The sequence below is a fragment of the Clostridioides sp. ES-S-0006-03 genome (assembly GCF_020662275.1).
In the GTDB taxonomy this organism is placed as follows: Bacteria; Bacillota; Clostridia; order Peptostreptococcales; family Peptostreptococcaceae; genus Clostridioides.
The window spans coordinates 316055-341880 of record NZ_JADGMM010000004.1 but is presented as its reverse complement, the minus strand read 5'-3'; the positions used below and the strand labels follow the sequence as shown (position 1 = coordinate 341880).

Annotated in this window: 23 protein-coding genes and 1 riboswitch; of the genes, 2 read left to right on the top strand and 21 right to left on the bottom strand. The window is 27.8% G+C overall.

The annotated features are described in order from the left end of the window. Positions 1–192: 192 nt before the first annotated feature. The 13 genes from IR151_RS07720 to nrdE form a co-directional block, all read right to left on the bottom strand. Positions 193–2109, bottom strand: coding sequence for an ABC transporter permease (locus tag IR151_RS07720; protein WP_227433942.1), 1917 nt, complete (start codon positions 2107–2109; stop codon positions 193–195). Further along, complete coding sequence (locus IR151_RS07715; protein WP_227433941.1) at positions 2109–2855, bottom strand: ABC transporter ATP-binding protein; 747 nt, start codon at positions 2853–2855, stop codon at positions 2109–2111. Before IR151_RS07715 ends, IR151_RS07720 begins: the two co-directional genes overlap by 1 nt. Before the next feature lie 103 nt (positions 2856–2958). Next, entirely contained in the window at positions 2959–3810 is an 852-nt protein-coding gene (locus IR151_RS07710) for an undecaprenyl-diphosphate phosphatase (protein WP_227433940.1), read from the bottom strand. A gap of 266 nt (positions 3811–4076) precedes the next feature. Further along, on the bottom strand, positions 4077–5069 hold the full coding sequence (locus tag IR151_RS07705; protein ID WP_227433939.1) for a sensor histidine kinase: 993 nt from the start codon (positions 5067–5069) through the stop codon (positions 4077–4079). A gap of 9 nt (positions 5070–5078) precedes the next feature. After that, entirely contained in the window at positions 5079–5771 is a 693-nt protein-coding gene (locus IR151_RS07700) for a response regulator transcription factor (protein WP_227433938.1), read from the bottom strand. Between the two features lie 453 nt (positions 5772–6224). Then, positions 6225–7184: an NrtA/SsuA/CpmA family ABC transporter substrate-binding protein gene (locus tag IR151_RS07695; protein ID WP_227433937.1), complete on the bottom strand. Its 960-nt coding sequence runs from the start codon at positions 7182–7184 to the stop codon at positions 6225–6227. Positions 7185–7215: 31 nt separating this feature from the next. After that, positions 7216–8085, bottom strand: a complete 870-nt coding sequence (locus tag IR151_RS07690; RefSeq protein ID WP_227433936.1) for an ABC transporter ATP-binding protein — start codon at positions 8083–8085, stop codon at positions 7216–7218. Then, complete coding sequence (locus tag IR151_RS07685; protein WP_227433935.1) at positions 8078–8860, bottom strand: ABC transporter permease; 783 nt, start codon at positions 8858–8860, stop codon at positions 8078–8080. Before IR151_RS07685 ends, IR151_RS07690 begins: the two co-directional genes overlap by 8 nt. Continuing rightward, entirely contained in the window at positions 8861–9490 is a 630-nt protein-coding gene (locus IR151_RS07680) for a hypothetical protein (RefSeq protein ID WP_227433934.1), read from the bottom strand. Between the two features lie 341 nt (positions 9491–9831). Beyond that, positions 9832–10731, bottom strand: a complete 900-nt coding sequence (locus IR151_RS07675) for a helix-turn-helix transcriptional regulator (protein WP_227433933.1) — start codon at positions 10729–10731, stop codon at positions 9832–9834. Positions 10732–10794: 63 nt separating this feature from the next. Continuing rightward, the gene (locus IR151_RS07670; RefSeq protein ID WP_227433932.1) at positions 10795–11421 is read right to left on the bottom strand and encodes a GyrI-like domain-containing protein; all 627 of its coding nucleotides are present in this window, start codon (positions 11419–11421) and stop codon (positions 10795–10797) included. Between the two features lie 84 nt (positions 11422–11505). Next, the gene (nrdF, locus tag IR151_RS07665; protein ID WP_227433931.1) at positions 11506–12477 is read right to left on the bottom strand and encodes a class 1b ribonucleoside-diphosphate reductase subunit beta; all 972 of its coding nucleotides are present in this window, start codon (positions 12475–12477) and stop codon (positions 11506–11508) included. Between the two features lie 12 nt (positions 12478–12489). Then, positions 12490–14589 carry a class 1b ribonucleoside-diphosphate reductase subunit alpha gene (gene nrdE, locus IR151_RS07660; RefSeq protein ID WP_227433930.1) on the bottom strand — a complete coding sequence of 700 codons (2100 nt, stop codon included), beginning with the start codon at positions 14587–14589 and terminating at the stop codon, positions 12490–12492. A gap of 425 nt (positions 14590–15014) precedes the next feature. On the opposite strand from nrdE, the gene IR151_RS07655 reads away from it, so the two are divergent. Beyond that, positions 15015–15740 (top strand): pentapeptide repeat-containing protein, encoded by a 726-nt coding sequence (locus tag IR151_RS07655; RefSeq protein WP_227433929.1) that lies wholly within the window; start codon positions 15015–15017, stop codon positions 15738–15740. A 174-nt stretch (positions 15741–15914) separates the two neighbouring features. On the opposite strand, the gene IR151_RS07650 is transcribed toward IR151_RS07655, so the two are convergent. From IR151_RS07650 to IR151_RS07615, 8 genes are all read right to left on the bottom strand, one after another. Further along, positions 15915–17111 (bottom strand): ABC transporter ATP-binding protein, encoded by a 1197-nt coding sequence (locus IR151_RS07650; protein ID WP_227433928.1) that lies wholly within the window; start codon positions 17109–17111, stop codon positions 15915–15917. Positions 17112–17113: 2 nt separating this feature from the next. Next, positions 17114–18139 carry a FecCD family ABC transporter permease gene (locus IR151_RS07645; RefSeq protein ID WP_227433927.1) on the bottom strand — a complete coding sequence of 342 codons (1026 nt, stop codon included), beginning with the start codon at positions 18137–18139 and terminating at the stop codon, positions 17114–17116. Positions 18140–18211: 72 nt separating this feature from the next. Continuing rightward, positions 18212–19342, bottom strand: coding sequence for an ABC transporter substrate-binding protein (locus tag IR151_RS07640; RefSeq protein WP_227433926.1), 1131 nt, complete (start codon positions 19340–19342; stop codon positions 18212–18214). 202 nt (positions 19343–19544) lie between these two features. Continuing rightward, positions 19545–19725: riboswitch (cobalamin riboswitch) on the bottom strand. A 122-nt stretch (positions 19726–19847) separates the two neighbouring features. Next, positions 19848–20741, bottom strand: a complete 894-nt coding sequence (locus tag IR151_RS07635) for a dihydrodipicolinate synthase family protein (protein WP_227433925.1) — start codon at positions 20739–20741, stop codon at positions 19848–19850. A gap of 83 nt (positions 20742–20824) precedes the next feature. Beyond that, the gene (locus IR151_RS07630) at positions 20825–21727 is read right to left on the bottom strand and encodes a fumarylacetoacetate hydrolase family protein (protein ID WP_227433924.1); all 903 of its coding nucleotides are present in this window, start codon (positions 21725–21727) and stop codon (positions 20825–20827) included. A gap of 52 nt (positions 21728–21779) precedes the next feature. Further along, the gene (locus tag IR151_RS07625) at positions 21780–22940 is read right to left on the bottom strand and encodes a UxaA family hydrolase (protein ID WP_227433923.1); all 1161 of its coding nucleotides are present in this window, start codon (positions 22938–22940) and stop codon (positions 21780–21782) included. Positions 22941–23092: 152 nt separating this feature from the next. Then, the gene (locus IR151_RS07620; protein WP_227433922.1) at positions 23093–23398 is read right to left on the bottom strand and encodes a UxaA family hydrolase; all 306 of its coding nucleotides are present in this window, start codon (positions 23396–23398) and stop codon (positions 23093–23095) included. A 77-nt stretch (positions 23399–23475) separates the two neighbouring features. Further along, positions 23476–24450: a 2-keto-3-deoxygluconate permease gene (locus IR151_RS07615; protein ID WP_227433921.1), complete on the bottom strand. Its 975-nt coding sequence runs from the start codon at positions 24448–24450 to the stop codon at positions 23476–23478. 568 nt (positions 24451–25018) lie between these two features. On the opposite strand from IR151_RS07615, the gene IR151_RS07610 reads away from it, so the two are divergent. Next, positions 25019–25795, top strand: coding sequence for an IclR family transcriptional regulator (locus IR151_RS07610; RefSeq protein ID WP_227433920.1), 777 nt, complete (start codon positions 25019–25021; stop codon positions 25793–25795). Positions 25796–25826 lie beyond the last annotated feature (31 nt).

The window sequence follows — 25826 nt, the reverse complement described above, 5'->3', positions numbered from 1 at the left end:
AGATATGTGCATATAACCTCTTTATACTTTATATAAGTAGAATATTTTCATAATTTTGACATTTATTATGTCATATTCGTATAGAATCTTAATAATTAATACAATAAAAAATATTACTGAAAAAATAAACATTTATAATTTCAGTAATATTAATTAATTTTAAACCTTTTTGTTATTAGTTAATTATATCCATTAAAAATTGACTAAATTTAATCTTATCTCTTTTAAATAACTATTTCTTACAAGTAAGAAATACACTATTTGAACTATAAACAAGCTTCCCATTACTAAAATCGCAGATGACGCAACCTCTATATCAAATGAATTTTTCAGTGCAGTAAGTGCAAATATCGAATGTATAACAGCTACTACATAAGGTAACAAAAACACAATCCCAATCTCAATGGTTGAAGCTCTCTTAATCTCCTTATATGTCATCCCCAATTTATTTAACTGTTCATACTTTTTCTTGTCAACTTGACAATCCATATAAAACTTATTATATAAGAAACTGCTTGTAGTAACAAAGAAAATTAAACCTATAAATATTGCTAAAAACATAAATGTAGAATATGTTAGTTTACCAGTTTCTATCATTAATTCTTTGGAGAAAAACAAATATGGTTGCATTCCAGACTCATTATCAAATTTATCTTCGAATTGTTTACATACATCTATAGTTTCACTTGAACCTTTTACCTCAAATGCTGAGAATCTATCTACTATAAATTTTGATTTTATACTATCATAAAAATTATCCTTTACCACATACATATTTTTATAATATGCTGGCATAACACATTCATCTACCTGTTTTGCCACTCTTAAGCTTATATTCCCTATAATGACATTTTCTTTTCCCTTTTTATCACCAGGTAGTCCTGATGAAAATAATGATATACATTCATTATCTTCAAAATTTATAGGCTTAACCCCTATACTCTTCGTAATTTCTAAGTACTTGGATTCTTTAATTATTCTTACATTAAAATCACTTTTCTTAGGAAATACAGTTTTAAACTCACCATTAACTCTTTCATAATCTATACCTTCTTTTTTTAACTTACTTTCTATAAAACTCATTCTTTCCTTATCTTTCTCTTTACTATCAGGTTTATTAGTGTCATTATGCAGAGTCATTGTTGAATAATATATTGTGTTAGGGTATATTAAATTAATTTGACGTTTTACATCTTTCCAAAATGAGTAAACTGTACCTATAGCAGTGAATGCCACTGCAGAAGTTATAGTTATCAAAAAGAATATCCTAGCATTATCCTTTACCTTATAAATTAAATTTGAAATCCAAAGCATATTTGTATTTCTTCTATAAAAACTTTTCTTCATCTTCAATTTTTTTATAAAGTACACACTAAATTGAGAAAAGAATAAATAAGTTGCTACTATAGTAAGAGATGTAACTGGAACTAATCGTAAATAAGTTGTATACTGGTCAGTTGATGTAACAGCACTATAATATGCTATTACAAACAGACAAATACTTAATATAGCAAGTATTAGTGATGTTTTAGGCTCTGGTTTTGGAGTTTTTGTACCTTTAAGTAACCTCAATACTTGATTTTCTTTAATTATAAAAGAAGTAAATATAGATGTTAATATAGCTAAAACCATAAAATAAATTAAAGTGGAAAACATTGCATTTAATGGTATATAAAAGTTTAGAGGTGATAATTCTAAAAAGGTAGACATAACTACTAAAAATACCTTTGAAAAAATTAAACCTACTATTATTCCAATTACAGAAGATACTATATTTATTACTATATTTTCTATAAGAACCAATTTCATTACTTGTCGTTTTGATATACCTGTAATATAGAGTATTCCAAACTCTTTATATCTACTTTTAAGAAAAACACTCACTGAATAAAATACAAAGAAGAATAAAAACAAATATGCAATTATTTTACTCATCTTAAGCCCTTCTTTTAAATAGTCAGGAAATTGAGATATATCTAAATCTGGATGACCTGTAAACATAATAAAAGAAAAAAGTAGTGACGAGGATATAACAATACTTGTTAAATATCCTAGATATGCTTTAATATTTCTTGAAATATTATTAATGGCAAATTGTTTTATGTTCATTAATTATCTCCTCCCAATAATGTAAGCACATCCATTACTTCTTGATAAAATTGTTCTCTACTATTTTCCTTATATATTTCATTGTATATAGCTCCATCCTTTATAAATAAAATACGATTACAATAGCTTGCTGCTAATGGGTCATGAGTTACCATCATAGTAGTGACTTTATTGTCTTTATTTATCTTTTGAAATAGTTCCATTACAGTCTTTGATGACTTTGAATCTAAATTACCTGTTGGCTCATCTGCCAAAAGTATTGATGGTTTATTGATTAAGGCCCTAGCAATAGCAGTTCTCTGAGCTTGACCGCCAGACACTTCAAAAGTTCTTTTATTTAATAAGTCTTCTATACCTAAAATTTTAGATACTTCATTTAGCTTTTCATCTTGCTCTTTTACACTTACCTTATCCAATGTCAATGGCAATACTATATTTTCGCCAATAGTTAAAGTATCCAATAGATTAAAATCTTGAAATACAAACCCCAACTCTCTTCGTCTAAATAATGCAAGTTCTTCACCTTTTAGTGATAATGGATTTTTACCTTTTAATTCTATTTTTCCTGTAGTTGGCTTATCTATAGTAGAAATCATATTTAAAAGAGTGGTCTTTCCACTTCCAGATGGTCCCATAATTCCTACAAATTCTCCATCATCTATACTAAAACTTATATTGTTTAATGCATTAAAAATCATTTTTTTACCATATACCTTGCTCAAATTACTCACAATTAAAGTTTTCATTATTTATAGCTCCTTTATAAGTTATAAAATGACATGCAGTATATATTAAATACTACTCATATTAATTAAAGAAATTTTATATAAAGACTGAATTTATTTTAGTTTATATACTAATTATGTTAGTAAAAGCTAATACAGCAAGTACTATACCTGCCACTATTCTATATACAGCAAATACTCTCATTGGTTTTTTCTTTAAAAAATTTACGAACTTTTCCATAACTACTATAGACACAAGAAAAGCTACTATAAACCCAACAATTAAAGCAATCCATAAAGTTGGTGTCATTATTGAATAATCAAATTCAAATAAATCTAGTCCTGAAGAAGCTACCATTGCTGGTATAGCTAAGAAAAAAGAAAATTCCGCTGCTGTAGGAGAATTAAGCCCTGCTATCCATCCACCCATAATAGTGGATGCACTTCTTGACATTCCCGGCCACGCAGATAAAACTTGTAATACACCAATCTTCAAAGCTTGTACTGGAGTAATTTTATCTATATTATCTGTTGAGTGCTTCTTTTTTCTGAATAGAGTTTCTACAACTAATAATAAAATTCCTCCAACTATAAACCCTACAATTACAGATTGTAAATTAAACAATGCTTTTATGTTATCATAAAATATAACTCCCACAATTCCAAATGGTATGCAACCTACAATAACATTTATTCCAAACTTAAATCCAATTTTTCCTTCCTTTCCTCCAGTAAATATAAATTTAAAAAACTCTATAACACTATTCTTTATTTTTTTCCAATAAAGTACTACTACTGCTAGGATAGCTCCAAGTTGTATTACAACTTCAAACATTTCAGCAAATTGACCTTTAAAATCTATCAAACTTCCCACCAAAATCATATGACCTGTAGATGATACTGGAATAAATTCTGTAAGTCCCTCCACTATAGCTATTATGATTGATTTTAATATAAAAATGATATCCAAACTCATTGATAAACACCCTTTCCCTACTATATAATCTTCTTAAAATTTCTTTTCTTATGTCATTTCTTATACTAATTTTAATTGACATTAGAAAGTTTCACTATCTACAAACATTACACAAACATTACATCTATGTAATGTTTGCAAAAAATAAACTATTTTAAAATTAGATTGTATAATTATAAATCTCATTAAAATATATGGACATATTAATTTTAACAAGATATTTAAATTATAAATACAATATTAATCCATCTTAAAATAGCCTCTTATTAGTTTATATTATCTTTACTGAATATTATTGAAACTTCAGTTCCTTTCCCAACTTCTGATTTTATATTGACCATATGACCTAAGTTGTCACATACTTTTTTTACTAAATAGAGTCCCATACCTGTGGATTCTCCAAATTTACGTCCATTTTCTCCTGTAAAAAATGGGTCAAATACTCTTTTTATATCTTTAGATACAATTCCAACCCCTTTGTCTATTATACTTAAAATTATAGACTTATTATTTTCTTCAGATTTTATAATTAAATCTTTACTGTAATCTTTGGAATATTTAACTCCATTTGTAATTAACTGATTTATTATAAATTTCATCCATTTTATATCTGTATAAATATAAATAGATTTATCTATATGTATTTTAGGAATTATACCATTCTTTATGAATAATCTCTTTTCCTCATTTATAGTATCTACTATGATATCATTCAAATTAGCTTTTTCAACCACAAAATCTTTCTGAAATTCATCCACTCTTGCGAAATACATGGCCATGTTTAAGCCTTTATTAAGTCTATCTATCTCTTTTTTTATATTTTCAGTAACTTCTTCACCTTCATATTCCTGAAGTTGAAGACTTATAACTGATATTGGAGTTTTCATTTGATGAATCCATTGGTTGATAAAAGTTAAGTGTTCACTATGTATTTTTTTATGTTCTTGAATCATTGATTGATATAATCTATGTTGTTGTTTTAAAATAACTGATATGTTTTCTCCGAAAAAAGAGTTCCCTAAATATAAAAAGGATTCATCTAAGGAGTTTATACCTTTTGTAAATATAGTATATACTTCTCTGTTTTTATAATATTTATATACCAAAAAACATAATAATATAAAAGTACTAAACAATAAGATATACAAAGCTTCTTCTACATTAATAAATTTCATAAGACTACAATAAATAATTGTCATAGATATTCCTAAATAATATATAAAAATATAGCCTTTACAATCTTTAAATAATAATTTCATATTTTCTCCTTACCAATTTTTATTTAATTTATATCCTACTCCTCGTACAGTTTGAACAGCATCATTTATACCTAACTCCTCAAATCTTTTTCTTATTCTGCTAACATTTACATTTAGAGTATTTTCCTCTACAAACTCAATATCATCCCATATCTTTTCTAATAGATAATCTCTACTTACTACTTTAGGGTATTTTTTTATAAGACACTCAAGTAATATTCCTTCTTTTTTGGTGATAACCAAAGTCTTATCCTCTAACTCTATCTCTAATCTTTCTGGATAAAATTTTAGTCCATCTAGTTCTAATATTCTCTCATCTATTTTAGGCGAATATTCACCATATACCCTTCTTATCTGACTTTTTATCTTTGCCATTACTACATCATAATAAAAAGGCTTTGTTATATAGTCATCTGCTCCACTTTCTAAAGCTCTAATCTGGTCTAAATTACTATCTCTAGCTGATACAAAAATTATAGGAATGTTTGACTGTTGTCTAATACATCTACACCAATAGAATCCATCAAATTTTGGTAAATTTACATCTAAAAGCACTAAGTCTGGCTTGAAATTTGCAAATGTAGTAATTATATTATCAAAGTTTTCTTCAACCATTACTTCAAATCCATATTTCTCTATATAATCTTTAAGTAATGTACTTATTGATATATCATCTTCTACAATATATATTTTATGACTCATATAATTCCTCCATATTTTAGTTTTCTTATTTACCATATATTCATATAACTTTCACATATGGCTTTATGTATAGTATAGATACCTACTCAGATATCTATCAATTTATTAAATTTCAAAATACAGTATATTAATATTTATTAACAATTATTGGTAATATTTATACCTGTATACTATCTATATTAAGCATGATATCTTTGTATCTATATATAATAAAATATTATTGTTAACTTTATTAATATAATTGTATTATAAAATACCTTATATAAAATACTATAAAAATATCTTCTTCTATCTGTAAATAAATATATTATATCTTTAAAAACACTCTAATAATTTAAAATTAAAACATATCTCTTCGCTATATAAACATACCATTAGCATATATTTTTATCAATAGAATAGAAAAAGTTACCTTAAATAAGGTAACTTAAACTTTTAACACTATTATCACTACTACTTAGCATTATATATTAATTCTTTTATGTTTACTTTTTTCTCTTGTAATCCATTTTTTATTAAGAAATCTTGTGTCTCCTCAAGAGAAGATATATCTTTGTCTGTTATATCTAAACTAAAATCATACCAAGCATATAATTCTTTAGTTTCTTCAACGCTTAAACCAACTTCTTTTGCTACCTTTTCCATAGCTTCATCAAAGTTATTATCTACATATTCTAAAGTTTCTTTTTCAACTTTCATAAATCTTTCAACTACCTCTGGATGTTTTTCAGCAAAATCCGTACTAACAGCAGTTACTATTATGCCATCTACTAAACCTTCACCATTTGCTACAAGTTTACTTCCAGACTTCATGGCTTTAAGAGCTGCTGGTCCAGCAATCAATGCAGCATCAACACTACCATCAGAAAGAGCTGCTGATGCTTCTGGAATACCCATGTTAACAAACTCTACATCATCCATACTTAATCCTTCTTTATCAAGTGCTGCAATTAATACTTGATGTAATATAGTCCCTTTTGGTCCTGCTACTTTCTTACCTTCTAAATCTGCTGCTGATTTTATTGAATCATTATTTGTTAAAATCATAAATCCTTTTGGTGACCTACTATAAGTGTTTAGTATCTTTAATTCCACTCCATTAGATGCAGCTATCAAAGCTGATGTACCACCTAATGCATGTAAAAAGTCTATTTCTCCAGCAGCTAAAGCCTGTGTTTGCTCTGGTCCTGTAGTAATTTCATGAAAATTAACTTTTATATTATCCTTTTTAAATTCTTTCCCAAATAAATCATCCTGTTTTTGAATTATAGAAGGTACATTTAGTGGTGATTTTACATAAGTTAAATTTATTTCTGAAAGATTTTCACTATCATTCTTTTTTGCACATCCAGCTAAAGATGCTGTCGCAAGTGTCAATATTGTTATACCTATCAATAGTTTTTTTAATTTCATATTTTTACTCCTTAAAATATTATTAATTTCTTTAAATGCCTTTATTTGATTTCATTGTCATTAAAATATCTTTTTTTAATTTAATATAGTAATTTGAAGTTAAATCTCTATTATAATCATCCTCTATATTAAATTCTTCTATTTTTCTTTCATTTGTAAAAACAACTATTTTCTTGCCTATCTTTAATGCTTCATCAATATCATGAGTTACAAATATTACACCTTTATTGGTTGACTTATGTATTCTTACAACTTCATTTTGCATATCAATCCTTGTAAAATAATCTAGTGCTGAAAAAGGCTCGTCCATAAACAACATATCTGGATTAAAAGAAAGTGCTCTAGCTATACTTACTCTCTGTGCCATACCTCCTGAAAGCTCATTTGGATAAGAATTTTTAAACTTCTGTAAGTTCATCATTTTAAGATATTTTTCTATATCAATACTGTCTTGCTTATTTGATTCACTTACTTTGTTCTTCTCATTTAAATAAATATTATTATCACGCCTATCTTTATTAATGGTACTTTTTGAGGGATTTAATTTATTGAATATTTTATTTAAAAGATTACTTTTTTGTTGATTGTGAAAAGCTATGTTTTCGCTCACATTTAGCCAAGGCATCAATCTACTTTCTTGAAATACAAAACCAACATTAGGTTTATACTCTTTATTATCTTTTACAAACCTAATATCACCACTATTTATATCTTCAAGTGATGCAATTGCCCTAAGTAAAGTAGTCTTCCCACATCCACTTTCACCTAAAATTACAGTTATATGACTTCTGTCTATATCTAAAGAAATATCACTAAGCACTACATGTTCTTCATTATCAACTTTATAACTTTTAGATAGATTTCTGATTATATACCCAGAATTACATACTGTATTACTCATATGCTTCCACCATCTTTCCCTTACTTACCTTTTTTACAATAATTGAAAATATATAGTCTGTAATTATTCCTAGAAGTCCAATTACAATTATTCCTACAATAACAACATCTGTCCTAGACATTTCTTTTCCATCAGATATTAAGTATCCAAGACCAGACGAAGCAGCTACAAGCTCAGCTCCTATAATTGCTCTAAAACTATATCCAAGTGCTAACTTTAGACCAACAGCAATATCGAGAATTGCATTAGGAATAATTATTCTAAATATTATCTGAAGCTTTGACAATTCAAATACTCTACCTACTTCAATTAACTTTGAATCACAATTTCTAATCCCCTTCAATGTACTTGTAAAGATTGGGAAAAAAGATGCCAAAATTATAATTATTATTTTTGATTCTTCACCTATACCAAACCACAATATAAGCATTGGTATTAAAGCAAGTGGTGGTGTATTTCTCAAAAAATTTATTAATGATTTAAGGTACTCATAAACTTTACCATAAATTCCAAAGAATATACCTAAAGGAACACCTATAATTGTACTTATTACAAACCCTATCAAAACTCTTTTCATACTTGCATATACATTAACAAATATTGAACCATCATTTATCATATTTAAAAATGTACTATACACTTTTTCAGGTGGTGGTAATATATATTCACTCCAAATACCAAGATAATTTGTAATTTTCCACAATACAAGAATTATAAAAAATATCAAAACACTTTTTATTAACCTTAAAAGTTTATCATTAATTTTATTGCCCATTTACAAACCATCTCCATTATTACATCCATCTTTACAATAAAACATTTCTACTATATCATACTTATCCTCAGAGCCATTTTTAATTTCTTGTATTTTACTTAATATTTCATCTTCGCTTGACACTTCAAGAACTTTTTCAAAAGAATCCTTAAAATACCCTAATGGAATTGGAGATTCATCTATTTTTCCAAGTGATTTTATACCTTCTTTTTCAGCAAATTCCTTCCATGTATAAAATAGAGCATTATCTTTATCCTTAAATTTTTCACTAGCAAAATCTCTTAATTGTATACATGGACAGGTTACTATTAACATATCCTCTTTACTCTTAATATATTTTTCGTATAAAACTCTACAAGTCCTTACTAATATTGGTTCTATCATAGGAACTTCAAAACCATCTATCAAATTATTTCTTTTTAAAAGATTTATGCTTTCTGGACATCTACAATCTAATATCGTGTTTTCAGTCTTTTTTGCATATTCTTTGTACTGATTCTTTACATATTCTAATTGTGCCTCACATTCAACCATTATGTACCCTTTTTTTATCAAAGTTTCTTTAATAGTATTAAACTTTTCCTCATACATTTTTTCTGCTACTGGATTTATTAGAAGATATTTATTCATAGCTCCTCCTATTATTTAATATTGAATATTATTCTCAACTATTAGTTTAAATGAGTACTTTATTTTTGTCAATATATTAATTTTTTCTTTAAAAAATAATGTTTATTTACAATTTTTCACTTTTTTACTTACAATATTAAAATAATACATTCAATTTATTTTAACAATAAGATATACATTTTACTATTAATCTACTTATAATGACAAATATATAATTAGTTTCGATAATTTGATGTCAATGTTACACATGTAAAAATATACATATTATACAAAAATCAAACTGGGTTTTACCAGTAAACTAAAAAAGTGAAGTCTAATTAATACTTCACTTTTTACAATAATTATAAATATTTTATTTTAATATCATCAACAATCTGTAAAATCTTATCTCTAACATCTATGGGTTCTAATACTTCAATGTGATTTCCAAAAGAGAGCACATATCCATAAATCCAATCATTTTGAGGATACTGTACATTTACAATAAAATTTCCATCGTTATCGTATAATATATTATCAATATCAAATTCATCATAAACTCTATATGCTATATCTTTAGAAATTTTCAATTTTAAAATAATATTTTTATTCTTATCTTCTTTTATCTCTCCCACTTCAATTGGTATGCTTCGTATAAATGTCTGCTCACAAATACAGATATTCTTCATCCTTACGACCTTAAAAATTCTATAATCATTTTTTTGACGACAATAAGCTTTAATATACCATGACTTTTCTTTAAACCAAAGCATAAGTGGCTCTACACAACGTTTAGTTATCTTTCCATAAGTACTTATATACTCAAAAGTTATAATATTACAATCTAATATAGCTGATTTTATCTTTATAAATTTATCTTTTTCTACATTATTACTACACCAATGAGAAAAATCAACAGTTATCCAATTTAAATCTGATTTACAAAACAAGGCTCTAAGTTTTGCTAATGTAGAATTCATATCTGGATATTTAAGCATATTTAAACCCTCTAGTGATGCTAGAATTTCTTTCTGCTCTTGCTCAGATAAAATAGATTTATCAAAAGTAAAATTATCTAAAATACCTATACCACCATTTCTACCTTTATCAGTATAAATTGGAATACCAGAAGATGACAATATTTCAATATCTCTACAAATAGTTCGCCTAGATACTTCAAAGTGTTCAGCTAACTCCGTTGCAGTTACTCTTTTCTTATCTAACAGGATATAAATAATTTCAAATAATCTATTACTTTTCATATAATCACCTCATTACTTTATTATAGTATAAAAATAAAGCAATCTAATATCATAATATAATGCTTACATTTCCCTCTCTACTTCAAAACGCAAAACAGTTTTCAATGACTCAGGAGATACTTTTCTAGCATCACTTATATAAATTTCACGATGTATATAAGATTTTCTTAGAAGCTTATTTTTTTTACAAAATTCTCTCATAATGTCAAAGCTTTCTGGTTCATCATCATATGAGCCTATATGAAGCATTTGAACACATAGACCTTCATTAATAGACCCAAATCTAACTTTTTCAAGAAGATTATGTGGTTTCTTCTTTTTTAATATATCAATAGCTTTATTTAACAGGTCTTGTGTAACAAAATCTGGCTGACGTATCATTATAGTATAAATCAAATCTTCTTTAATAAGTATATCTGAGCATTTGCTTTTTTCTCCCTTATCCCATATACCTTCTAAAGGAAAAACAGTATAATCAAAATACCCTTCTGGTACAATTCCCTTTTTGGTCATAGTTTTTATTGCATATGCCAAAGAGTAAAGTACTCCTATTGCTTCAGTAAATTCTTTAGTATTTGGGTCTCCACTGCCTTTTAACATGATAAATTTCTGCTCTGGTACTTCAACTATCACAGGATTCTTCTTAGGTAAATATAACTCTTTATCTTTTTTTCTCCATTCATATTTCATAAAAAATACCTCCGTATATACATTTTATACATTGATATTATCATGCTAAAGGTGACATCAGCGTGTCACATTTTATAAAATAAATTATATTATAAAATCTTCATCTTCTAACTCTTCATAGACCCCTTTTTGATATCCATTACCTTTAGTTGAAAAGAAATCATGTGTTTTAGTTTCAGTACTAAGTCCATTTAACACAATTGGATTGATAGCATTTACATTATAAAGTCTTTCAAATCCTAAATTTTCTAAAGCTCTATTTGCATTGTATTTCAAAAAATCTACAACCTCTTCTTCAAGTCCACTATCTTTATATATTACATTTGTATACTCTATCTCATTTTCCATAAGACTAGCAAGTATAGAATACATCTTATCTTCTAATTTTTTCTTATCAGTATTATTAAATGAATTGTATATCTCTTGTGCAAGAAGCCCTATGTATTTACCATGTAAAGATTCATCTCTAAGAATAAGTGATATTATTTCTCCACTAGCCACCATTTTTCCTTGACCAGACAGATACAATGGATAAAAGAATCCTGAATAAAACAAGAAACTCTCCAAAAACACACTTGTAACCATTGATAAATATAAATTCTTTTGGTTTGTAGTATTTTCATATTGAGCTAGAACTAAATCAGCCTTTCGTTGTAATGTTGGCTCTGTTTCTATCCATTCAAATAAATCATCTATCTCGGAGTTAGAAAGCAAAGTCATAAATATGGAAGAATAACTTTTTGCATGTATTTCTTCCATAGTACCCATAAAAGATAAAACTGCTTTTCTTTGAAGATTATCTGTTAAACCCATCATTGATGGAATTCCATTATTCCCTTGCTTTGTATCCAATAATGTCAGTCCACCTAACACTTTTTTATATAAGTCTTTTTCATTATCATCTAATTCATTCCATACCTTAATATCTTTAGAGACAGATATTTCTTCAGGAAGCCAAAATTGTTTTACATTTTGTTCCCAAAAAGCCTGTGTGAATCCATCTTCTTCTTTATTCCAATTAACTGCATCATGTGTTTTATGTAATTTAAATGTCATATATTTCTCTCCCTATACTGAACATACTAGACACTCATGAGTATCTCTTGTCATCTTTGTTCTTGTGTAATATAAACTTTTAAGACCTTTTTTATATGCATATATGTAATGTCTAGCTATATCTCTAGTTGTCTTTTCATCTGTAACAAACAATGTTGTTGATATTCCTTGGTCAACATGTTGTTGAACTGTTGATACTAAATCTATAACTTTCCTCATATCCATTCTATATGCTGATTGATAATACAACATATTTTCATTAGTTAAAAATGGCATTGGATATATTGTAGTTGAATCTCCATATGTTCTTACTTCTACTGGCTCAGTAATTGGCATTATACTTGATGTTGCATTTTGGACATAACTAATGCTTTGAGTTGGGGCTACTGCCATTAAATATGCATTATATATACCTTTTTCTTTGACCTCATCCAATAATTTTGTCCAATCTTCTTTTGTTGGTATATAAATACCTTCAAATAATGCTTTTACCTTTTCTAGCTTAGGTAGATAAGATTGTTCATAGTATTTTGATAATACCTTGCTTTTTCTTCCCTTAGCATATTCTGATTTTTCAAACCCTTCAAAAGTTTGATTTTTTTCTATAGCTATTTTCATAGATGCTTTAATTGAATAATATCTAATCATTGCAAAAAATACATCAGAAAACTCTACAGCATCCTCTGAAGTATATAAAATATTTTCTCTTACTAAGTATCCATGCAAATTCATAGCTCCCAATCCTATAGAATGAGATTTGCTATTACTATTATTTACAGTTGGTACTGGCTTTATGTTTGTTTTGTCCGCTACAAATGTCAATGCTCTTATTGATGTCTCAACTGTGCTTTCTATAGTTTTATTGTCCATAACATTTGCTATATTTAAAGAACCAAGATTACAACTTATATCTTGACCCCATTTATTTTCTCCACCATAGCCTTCTATTTCTGAAGATGTTTGATACTGGAAGATTTCACAACACAAGTTAGACATTTTTACCATACCAACCTCTTTCAATGTATGTTCCCTATTGGCTGTATCTATATACACTACATATGGATATCCACTTTCTTGTTGCATTTGTGCTATTTTAGTCAACATTTGTCTAGGATTTATTTCTTTTTTTCTTATATCTTCATCATTAACTAATCTATCATACCACTCACTCATTTCTATCTCATCAAGGTAAACTCCATACTTTTTATACACAGTATGAGGATACAATGCATAAGCTACTTCATTTTTTTCTGCTAACTCCATAAATTTATCAGGTATAATAGCTCCCAGCGATAATGTAGCAAGTCTTATTTTTTCATCAGCATTTATCTTTTTAGTATCCATCAATAATTCAAAATCAGGATGAAATACTGTGAGATAAACTGCACCAGAACCTTGTCTAGCTCCCATCTGATTAAAATAGCTGAATGATTGTTCCAACATTTTAGCTACTCCAACAACACCTCCAGCTGCACCTTCTATATCTTTAATAGATTCACCTGATGCTCTAAGCTTAGATAAGTTTAACGCAACTCCTCCACCTATTTTTGATAAATGATTTGATGAAGATATCGCATATGAAATACCTTCTGTGCTATCTTCTACAGATAGTAAAAAACATGATACCATTTCTCCTGCTCTCTTTCTTCCAGCATTTAAAAATGTAGGTGTAGCTGGTTGAAATTCTTGTTTTACTATTTTGTCTGCCAAGTTTAAAGCTAGACTCTCATCACCATTTCCTAATGTTAAAGCTACAATTAATACTTTTTCATTATATGTTTCTAATATCTCTTTTCCATCATTACTTTTTAATGCATAATTTTGATAAAATTTATTTGCACTCATATATGATTGAAACTTAAATTTATGTTCCTCGATAAGTTTGTATATCTTTTTAATAAAATCCATGCTATATTTATGTATTACTTCTTCTAAATAATAACCTTCATCCATTAGATACTTCAATCTTTCTTCTAGATTATTAAATTTCTTTAACTTTGGATTTATAAATTCTTCTATGTAACTACTTAGGGCTTCCTTATCCTTTTCCAGTTGATATTTCCCTTGTTCATTTTTAATTATCACTTGATTGTTAAGCTCTATCCAATTCATTATTTACCGTCCTTTTAACATAATCTTGTGCTATAATTTCATTTAATTTACTTATTATTTCTTTTAATATTTATCAGCGTAAATTCCAAAAACAACCTATAATTATAGGGCATAATAAGTATTTTTCAAAAACAAAAGCACTACATATAGTTAGTGCTTTATCTATTATATACTACATATAGTATATACACAAATTTTTTTATATCTAAACTTTTATTATTGTATCACTGATATTATTTTATTCTTTAAATAAAACCATAAAAATGTTTACCCAGTGTTTATATGTTACTAGAGATAATAAATCTTCAATAATATATTTAATATTTTATATATTATTTAGAAGTTTTTTATTCATTGTTATATAATTAAATATATGACTATTTTGCTACTAAATATATAAAAATAAATTTGTGAAGGTGATTTTAATGAAAACTATTTCTAAACAAGAATTAGAAAAAACACTTGAGAAACATTATTTATGGCTTAAAAATAATAACGATGGAGAAAGAGCTGATTTAAAAGAAGTAAAATTAGAAAATATGGATTTAAGAGGATATTGTTTAGGTAATATTGACTTTTCCTGGTCTGACCTTATCAATTTAAATTTAGAAAATGCAGATTTAGAAAACTCTAGCTTTAAGAATTCTTATTTTTCAGATTGTTCATTAAAAAATTCTATATTAAAAAATACAGACTTAAGCGGTGCAAATTTTAGATTTTGTAATTTATCTAACTCAGATATTAGAGGTACTAATCTAGAAAATTCTAATTTAGAATATGCTACATTGGATGGAGTAATATCAGATGAAAGTACTCGTTTTTTTAAATTATACTGTCCTGAAACAGGAGCATTTATAGGTTATAAAAAATGTTTTAATTTTAGAATGGTACAATTATTAATACCAAGTGACGCAAAAAGAGTATCTGCTACATCAAATGCTTGTAGATGTGACAAAGCAAAAGTACTGTCAATTACAAGTATAGATGGCAAAGAATCTTTTAAAACTGCTCGTGCATATGCTGATGAAAATTTTATATATAGAGTAGGAGAAATGGTGGTAGCTGAAAATTTTCATGAAAATAGATGGAAAGAATCAACTACAGGAATTCACTTTTTTTTAACTAGAGAAGAAGCTATTGGTTATCTATAAAGTATTATTTTTTTATTTAAGTGTGTAATTGAAAATACACAGTAAAAAAATGTATTACTAAATAAATATTTTCTAAAAAAGAGTATCTAGAGATTTAAAAAATGCACTTTAAAAATCTCCTTATGATACTCTTTTATATATTTTATCATTTCTAAATATGCCATAAGTTACAATTTACAGTAAATTATTTATATCAATACTATCCACCATTTTAGAAACTTTATCTACATATTCTATATTATTACTCAGACTCTTATAATACTTATTACTCTCACTTTTATTTCTAAATGAATAAACTTTTTTATTTATTTTTAAAGCCTCTTTTATAATATCTATATTTCTTTTATTAGTTTCTCCTACGCTAAATCCTGTGTCTATTATAATCTTAGAATTATTTAAATTTCTAATAGCCAAATCGAAACTTTCATCACTTATTGACTCAAATGGCTTTTCTGTAAACAACTTTATGCCCATAGTCCTACCAATTTCATAATCAATATCATTTTCATGTATTATGCCAGAATATATACCTATGCCTCTTTTAGTAAAAGCTCTGTAGATTGGTGTTGCTTTACCGCCTCCACCAATTATAAAAACTTCATTTTTTGATTTATTGCTAATTTCTACTGCACCTAATAAACTATTAAAATTTTTATCCTCTAATTCATAGAGTGAATTTATCATATTTTCGTCTACCATATCTTCTGGCTGACCATAAGCTATGACTTTGTTATTTTTTACAAGAGCAACCTTATCACAACTTTTTAGTGCTATATCTATTTCATGTAATGAAAGTATTACTGATATTGATTTTTCCTTACTTAATTTTTTTAGTATGTTCATAAGTTCCAATCTATGCTTTATATCTAAATGGGTTGTAGGTTCATCTAATATGATTATTTCTGGCTCTTGAACTAATGCTCTTGCAACCAAGACTTTTTGTTTTTCACCATCACTAAGTTCATCAAAATATCTTTTTTTTAAATGAAGAGCATTTACAGATTTTAATGAATCATCCACCATCATTAAATCTTTTTTAGAGAGATTTCCAAAAAATCCTGTATAAGGATATCTCCCCATATTAACTACATCTTGTACAGTCATTAAATCTCCTAATAATCTATTTGTAAGTACTAAAGCCATCATTTTAGACAATGTCTTTCTGGATATATGCCTTATATCCATATCGTTTAAATATATTTCACCTTTTATCGGTGTTATAAGTTTAGATAGAGACCTTAATATAGTAGTTTTCCCAGCTCCATTGCTTCCCAAAAGACATAATATTTCTCCTTTTTTCACCTCTATGTTTATATCACTTACAACCACTTTTTTATCATATCCAACACTTAAATTGTTAGTTTTCAACATGTCTAAGCCCTATCCTTCCTTTTCATCAATAACATTATTACAATTGGAGCACCTAATAATGAAGTTATTGCACTTATTGGTAATTCTATTGGTGACAAAATTACTCTGGATACTAAATCACAAAGAGCTGTAACTATACTTCCTAAAAGAATTACTACTGGTATCAATACTCTATTGTCTGATGTTTTAAATATCAATTTTGAGATTTGTGGTACTGCAAGACCAATAAATCCTATAGGACCTGCAAATGCTGATACTATTGCCGCTAGTATACTAGATATAAATACTACCAAAAATCTAAAAAATTTTATATTTACACCAATACTCTTTGCATATTCTTCTCCTAGTAAAAAAGCATTTAGAGGTTTTATTATGAATATAGTCATCAAAAGACCTAATATCCCAACTATCATAAGTATTTCTACTTTTTCCCATGTAAATCCGGAAAAACTACCCATAGACCACATAGTAAATTCCTTCAATTTTTCATTATTTGCAAATGATTGTAATATATTTGTAATTCCACTACATACATAGCCAGTCATAATTCCTATCACCAAAAGTGTTGTTATATTTTTTACTTTGCTGGCAAATAGAATAACTATAGACATTACAATTAAAGCTCCTACAAATGCTGCTATAAATATACTCATTGAATTTATACTTTCAAATCCTAATGTATATCCTCCTAAAATCATAAGTGCTACTGATAAAGTCGCTCCTGAAGACACCCCTAATATATATGGTTCAACTATTGGGTTTTTAAAAAATATCTGTAGTAAAATACCAGATACTGCTAAACATGCACCTCCCACCATAGTTGCAAGGACTCTAGGAATCCTTATATTATAAATTATTTTATAGTGTTCTGTACTATCCATTCCTCTTAATACAACATCTATTATTTCTTTAAATTCGATTTTTACAGAACCAAATGCTACACATATCAAAAAAGTAAGTATTATACCTACAATTAAGGTTATAAATATAGTAGTCTTTTTAATTCTGTTTTTATTGGTAAAGTCCATCTATATACTCCTCTTAATAAAACTAGATTAACTCAAATTTATAAAGTTTTCTTGTTAATTTAATCTTATTTATTATTTATCATAATTTATATAATGCTTAATCTTTTCACCTGTAGTACCTGGATGAAATATTTCAACTAAATCCACTATTAATTCATCTGTCTTATCCACTGATTGATAATAATCCGGAGCAAACACCCATAAATTTCCATTTTTGACAACATCTAAATCAGATAACACTGGTGCACTAGATTTTATAGACTCTAAGTTTGGTGCATAATCTGAACTTGATGAATATACAAATATATCTGCATCTTTTGCCACTTCATGTAATTGCTCAATACTTACTCGCCCTTCATTTGAATCGATTGAAGCACAAGCATTTATTCCACCTGCCATGTTTATCATATTATCTACATATGATTTTTTAGGTGCTATATAAGCATTCCCTTCATATACAGATGCCCATACAACTTTAGGTTTACTTTTGTTTTTTATTTTTTTACTAACCTCTTCTATTTTTTGTACTGTTTTATCTAATTCACTAGTAGCTATATCCTCTTTATCATAAAATGCAGCTATCAAGCTTGTCCACTCCATTCTTCCAAATGGATTTTGTTCCTTATATTCATTATCTACAACATAGTTAAGTCCCAATTCTTCTAATTTATCTATAAATTTTGTATCCGCTTCTGATAAACCACTACTCACTATAGTCAAGTCAGGATTTAAGTCTACTATTTTTTCATAATCTGGTGCTAAATTTGAACCAACATAATGTATCTTCCCATCCTTCATTAAATTTTTAATTTCTTTGATAGTCCAATATTGTTCTTCTGTTGTTACTGCTTTTATACTATCTAACTCACCTATTGTCCTTAAAGAACAAGCTTGTGTTGTAGATGCTATCAATACATTATCCACAGGTGTTCTAACTATATTTGCATTCTTGTATTTTTCAGGTATTTTTATCTTTTTAGGAATCAAAATTAGTTCTCTATTATCTCCATCAACAACCTTTTTAATTCCATCTTCTAAATTCTCAACACTAAATCCACTTGCATATTTTAATTCTAATTTTTTCCCATTACTAACTTGTTCATTAGTTTTGTCTTTTTTGCTACAACCTACAATACCTCCTGCCAAAAAAATTACCATTACAACTAAAAAAAACTGCTTTAAAACATTTGACTTGAATTTCATCACTTTCACTCCATTATTTTATTTTTTATGAGTGGCTACACATATTTTAAAAAAATATTTTACTAAAATTAATTTTATAAATATAGCTTTTTAGCAAAATAAAAAACCTCTCCTAAATTAGCAAGGAGAAGCTTCTATATCAATTTTATAAAAAATGAATTGATATCTCATTTTATTATAAACTACAATCTCCACCCTAAATTGTATTTATGTAATACTGGGCAGGTCTCCTGACTCACGGCCTGTCCTCCATCAACCTTCCCAAAATTACTATGAATCTCAGTGGATTTGATTTTGTATCCGTATACAGTAGCGGGGGCTGTAGTGAATTTACATCACTTTCCCTATTAAACTAAAATAGTACCCTAGTATTATTTACATTTAATTTTTCATTAAGATAATTGTAGTTTATTGTTAATTACTTTGCAAGGTTGATTTAATATATCCACTCAAAAAGAGGGCTTAAAATGACTATAAAAATCAATCTAAAACCCTCTTTATCTTCTTAGTTTATATTTAATTCATCCATCAAAGTTTTAATTTTACATACTTGATTTTCATCTGGTTTTATAAATGGAGCAGTTACATAGTCACTTATTTCTAATCCTCTAATATTCATAGCTTTCTTCATTGCTGGTATAAATGGATTTGTTATTAAATAAAAATCCATTGCTTTATTAATATATTTTTGAATTTCAATAACTTTATCCATATCCTTATTATTATAAGCTTCAGCCCATTTGGAACATACTTCTGGAATTAGATTTGATAATCCTCCTATACATCCTGCTCCTCCAGACATTAAGTTGTGTATAAAATTTTCATCATATCCACTGTATATCTTAAAGTTTGGTAACTCTGTTTTCATAGTATTTATTAAATCTCTAGTATGTCCCATTAAAGTTACTGTATCTTTATATCCAACTATGTTTTTATGTTTTCTTGCAAGCTTTAATGTAAGTTCTGGACTTAAATCATAACCAGTTCTATCTGGATAATTATATAGGTATATTTCAGCATCTGTGTTCTCAGCTATCTTGCTATAAAACAGTTCAATACTATCATCATCAAGCGAGAAATAATAAGGACTTATTATCATAACTCCATCTGCTCCACTATTATGTGCATAGTTTGAAAGTTCTATAGACTCATCTGCACACATACGACTTGTACCTATAAACACTTTAACCCTCTTATCGACATGATTAACCACTAAATCTATAAGTTCTTTTTGCATATCCATAGACATATTAAAGAACTCTCCAGTACTTCCCATTATAACTAGACCATCTACTCCCCCATCTATAAGGTAATCATATACTTTTTTGTTTCCTTCTCTATCTAAATTTCCGTCTTCATCAAATATTGTAACAACTGGTGTCAAAAATTCTGCTTTCATAATTTAAACTCCTAAAATTTATTTTGATATGTTCATTTAATATGCTTATAGCCTATGTTTTAAGATTATATATAATAAAACATTTACTTAACATAATTTTTCAATATTCCAATACTTTCAATCTCACATTCAATTACATCTCCACTATTCATATATAGAGGAGGAGAAAAGCCCATCCCTACTCCAGAGGGTGTTCCAGTTGCTATAATATCCCCTGCCTCTAAAGTCATCCCTTTTGAAAGTTCTGAAATTATATCTGAGATATCTGATATGAATAACTCTGTATTAGAATTTTGTCTTTCTTCATCATTTACTCTACTATATACATTAAGTTTTACTGGAAAAGAAACTGCACTTTTATGTAAGATACATGGCCCTAAAGATGTAAATGTATCTAATCCCTTTCCCCTAAACCATTGAACATGTTCTTTTTGCAACTTTCTAGCAGAAATATCATTTATCACAGTGTAACCAAAGATATAATCTTCTACATCTTCTTTTTCTATATTAACACCTGTTTTACCTATTACTACTCCAAGTTCAACCTCATAATCCAACTGATTATTTATATCAAAGTGAGCATCTATCTCATCTTCTGGACCTATCGCCTTTGTCACACGTTTTGTAAAATAGACTGTTTTCTCAGGTTCTTCAAAGCTACTATCAAAATGAGTTTGAGTTTCTTCAAGATGTTCTTTATAGTTTACTCCTACACATAAAATATCGTGTATTGGCTTTTCTATAGGAACATGTATAGTGCACTCCTCTTTTTTAAAAACATTATAGTCATTAAATGATTCTTCACTTATAATATTTTTTAACTTAATAATATCATCCTGAGATATACCTTGAATTAAATCATTTACATCTATAAAAAATTTACTAAGACTTATGGAATTGACATCAATAACAAACAATTCATCCTTTGAGAGAATTCCTACCTTTTTAGATGTATCTTCTATACTACTAAAACTAACAAACTTCATACTATCACCCTTTAGTAAAATTCTAAGTGCATACTTTTTTAAGTCTTATATTTTATACATAATTACATACTCTAGCTATTGCCATTTCAGTATATCCAAGTGATTCTGCTTTTGATTGCTTACCATTTGCTACATCTACAACTAGATTTAATAAATCATCTGTCAATTCTTCCATTGTCTGTGGTCCATATATAACTGGGCTAGCATCAAAATCCATATTATCTTCCATATTTGCAAAAGTTATTTTATTTCCAGTTATTTTTATTACTGGAGCTATTGGATTTCCTGATGGAGTCCCTCTCCCTGTACTAAATACTACTACTTGAGCTCCTCCTGCAACCATACCCGCAACAGATGAGGCATCATTTCCTGGTGTATCCATTATTACAAGACCCTTCTTATCAATTTGCTTTGCATAATCATATACTTCACTTATTACTCTGTGCCCACCTTTGTGTATACAGCCTAGTGATTTTTCTTCCAAACTTGTAAGTCCACCGGCTATATTTCCAGGAGATGGATTTCCTTCTCTAACTTCTTCTCCAACTAATTTTAATGAATTTTCATATCTATGTACTATATGTAGTATTTTTTCTTTTACTTCTTCATTTACTGCTCTTCTAGCTAATATATGTTCTGCTCCTATAAATTCAGTAGTTTCACTTAAAATTGAAGTAGACCCTAAATCAACAAGTCTATCACTTAATTCTCCTATTAGCGGATTAGCAGCTAGCCCACTTGTTGGGTCAGACCCACCACATTCAGTCCCTAATATAAGTTCAGATATTGGGAATTCTTCTTTTCTAAGTATAGAAGCTTCTTGTGCCATTTCTCTAGCATAACGAACAGCTTTTTCTATAGTTTTTAAAGTTCCATGTTCTTCTTGTATTACAAGAGTCTTTATTGGTTTATTTGTTCTCTCTTTTATTGCATCAACTACCAAGTCATTTTGACAATTTTCACAACCTAAAGACACAACTATCACACCATATACATTAGGATTTGCTGCATATCCAGCCATAACATCCATAGTTAATTGTTGGTCTGAACTTACTTGAGAACAGCCATTTTGATTATTAAAAGTAACAGCTCCTTGAACTTGTGAGGCTATAATTCTCGTTGTATCTGATGCACACACACTTGTAGGTAATATTAATATGTGATTTCTTATGCCAACTCTTCCATCTGGTCTTTTATATCCATAAAATTTCATATTGATTTCCTCCTAAAATAGTCTATTTATCATACTTTATTTGATTTTCTTGTACTATAAATTTTATTCTTATTGCTAATTAGATAACTATAATCCTACTTATTTAATCATTTAATACTAAATATGACTTTTATTGAATTATAAATGTTACTTTATATGTTCGATACAATTTGTTTATCTAAATCTTCTCTAACACTTTTAACATTGTGAATATGTACATGTTGACCAATTTTTATTTCTTGATTAGCTTCTCCTATGTGTTCTCCATATTTAGTAACTTTATCTCCCTCAGCCATATCCTTTATAGCCAATTTATGATAAATAGTTATATCATCTAAAGCTGTTATTGTCTTTATCGTTTTATCTTTTAATTTAAAATTAATTTCACTATTCTTAGATATTGCCTCAATAGCCACTGCAACATTATCTTTTTCATCAATTATCACTGCATTTATCATTATCTTTATTCTCCTTTATAAATAATATAGTTTTATTAATATACAAAATCATCTTAGCAATTATATATCTGTATTCATCAGGCTACTATTGTCCCATCATCTTTTTGTTTTGGGAATTTAGGACATCCATATTTCTTCGCCCACCAGCTAGTTATAAGAGGAACTAATATTGCAGTAACAACTACTGCAGCTGCTACTTGAGTTGTAGCTGTTGCAACATATGGTTGCCATGTTGGATCAACTAATGCAACAGCAGCAGGAACAGCAATTGCATTCCCTGCAGTTGTAGCTACAGCCCATCCTGCATACCCTGGACGTTTACCTATAAATCTATCACAGAATACTATAAATACACCTCCTACAAACACAGATATTAATCCAAGTAATACTCCAGATAGTCCTCCTTTTAATATACTTGCAAGATTTATGCTACTTCCAAGTGCAAAACCTACAAAGGGTACTAATAAATTACATCCTGGTTCTAAAAATTCTTTCATCTTTTTGTCAAAATTACCTATTATCATACCAACAAGTATTGGTACGATTGCAGCTAATAATGACATTAATGGAACATTTGCAAGTCCTGAAGTCCCAAGAGCTATCAATGTAAAAAATGGACCATCATTCAAAGTAAGTAAACTCATAGTTGCACAATCTGTTTCATCTCCATATGAAGTCATTAATGAAAGATATATACTACCATTACTATTTGTAACTGCACTTATAACTGCCAAAGTTGTAAGACCTAATACTCCATCCATTCCAAATAATTTTCCTATAAGTATGCCTATTAAAGCACCTATAGCAAATTTAGAACCAAGAAGTATTCCTCCTCTTTTTAATACTTTTGGCATTTCTTTAAATTGAAGCTGAGTTCCAAGACATACTAGTTGAACCCCTATTATAGTTGCAGAGCCAACACTTGAGAATACTGCTGTTGTAAATGAACCTATTTGTACAATATCTGGGCAAAATGTATTAATGAAAGCTGCTATAAACATTGGAACTATCATCATACCTGCAGGAATTTTTTTAATAAAATCCATTATCATAAAGTTACTCCTCCTAAAACATGATATTTAATTACTTGTATTAAATTTTTTAGCTTTAATTTTAACGGCCGTTTCGGTTCGTATTTAAGAACTAAGTTTTTATTTACGAATCTTTGAATTAATGATAGCATTTTCCCAATTATGAGTCAATAAAAAAAATAAATTTTTGTCAAAATTTTTTCAAATTATCTGATAATATAGCAATAGTTAGCAATTATCTTCATTATATGCAAAATATAAAAAGTAATTTTTCTCATTTCACATCTATATATCCCAATTTATATAATCTAAATTCACAATATTTCGATATTTTTATATAAAATACGATTATTATTGTCTTATCTTAAATTATATAGCTAAATACAGTTCACTTTCTCAGGTATATTTTGGAAATTATTTCAAGTTTTTAGTATGAATTTTCATCAAAAAAATCATCTATAAATATTTATAATTAAAGCTTATTTGCACATACTGTCATATATTTTATTTCTACATTGTAAATTATCACACAGTATGCTAAAATCAACATATTCTAACACTTTAAATTAACAAAGATAGGGGGAAATTTATGACTTCAGATAATCATCGCCCAACAGCTAGGATATTAGATATTTTAGAAGCATTAGCTGAATCTGAGAATGGATATACTCTTACAGAAATAGCAGATGCTATCAATGCTCCAAAAAGTAGTATCTTTCCTATAGTTCATACACTTAATGCTAGAAAATACATTACTATTGATAAAAATACATCTAAATATTCCATAGGTATACGTTCTTACACATTGGGGTCTTCGTTTTTTGAGAAAAGAACTATTTTTAACTACATAATTGATGAAATGACTAATATAGTTAATTCTTGTTCTGAAACTTGTCAACTTGGTATACTCGACAATAACGAAGTTCTTTATATTGGAAAAGTTGACTCTCCAGAGCCAATTAGACTTATTTCTTATGTTGGTAAAAAGATACCTGCTAATTGTACAGGTCTTGGTAAAGCACTTTTATGTGATTTTGATAAGGAAAAACTAATAAATTTATATCCAGACGGATTAAAAGGATTTACAAAAAAATCAATTACTGACTTTGATATTTTATATGACCAGCTTCTTGAAGTTCGTGAAACTCAAATAGCTTCAGAATGTGAAGAATCAATGGAATACCTAAAATGCCTTGCTGTACCAATAAGAAAAAACGGATGTATAAGGGCCGCTGTTAGCGTAACACTTCCACTTTTTAGGTCTAGTGAAGAAAAAATAGAACTGATAAAAAAATTACTTCTAAATGCACAAAAAAATATTCAATCTATGATGGAAGAACGTAATGAAGATATTATAATAAATTAGATTGATAAAAACAAAGTTGCTGACTTAATTA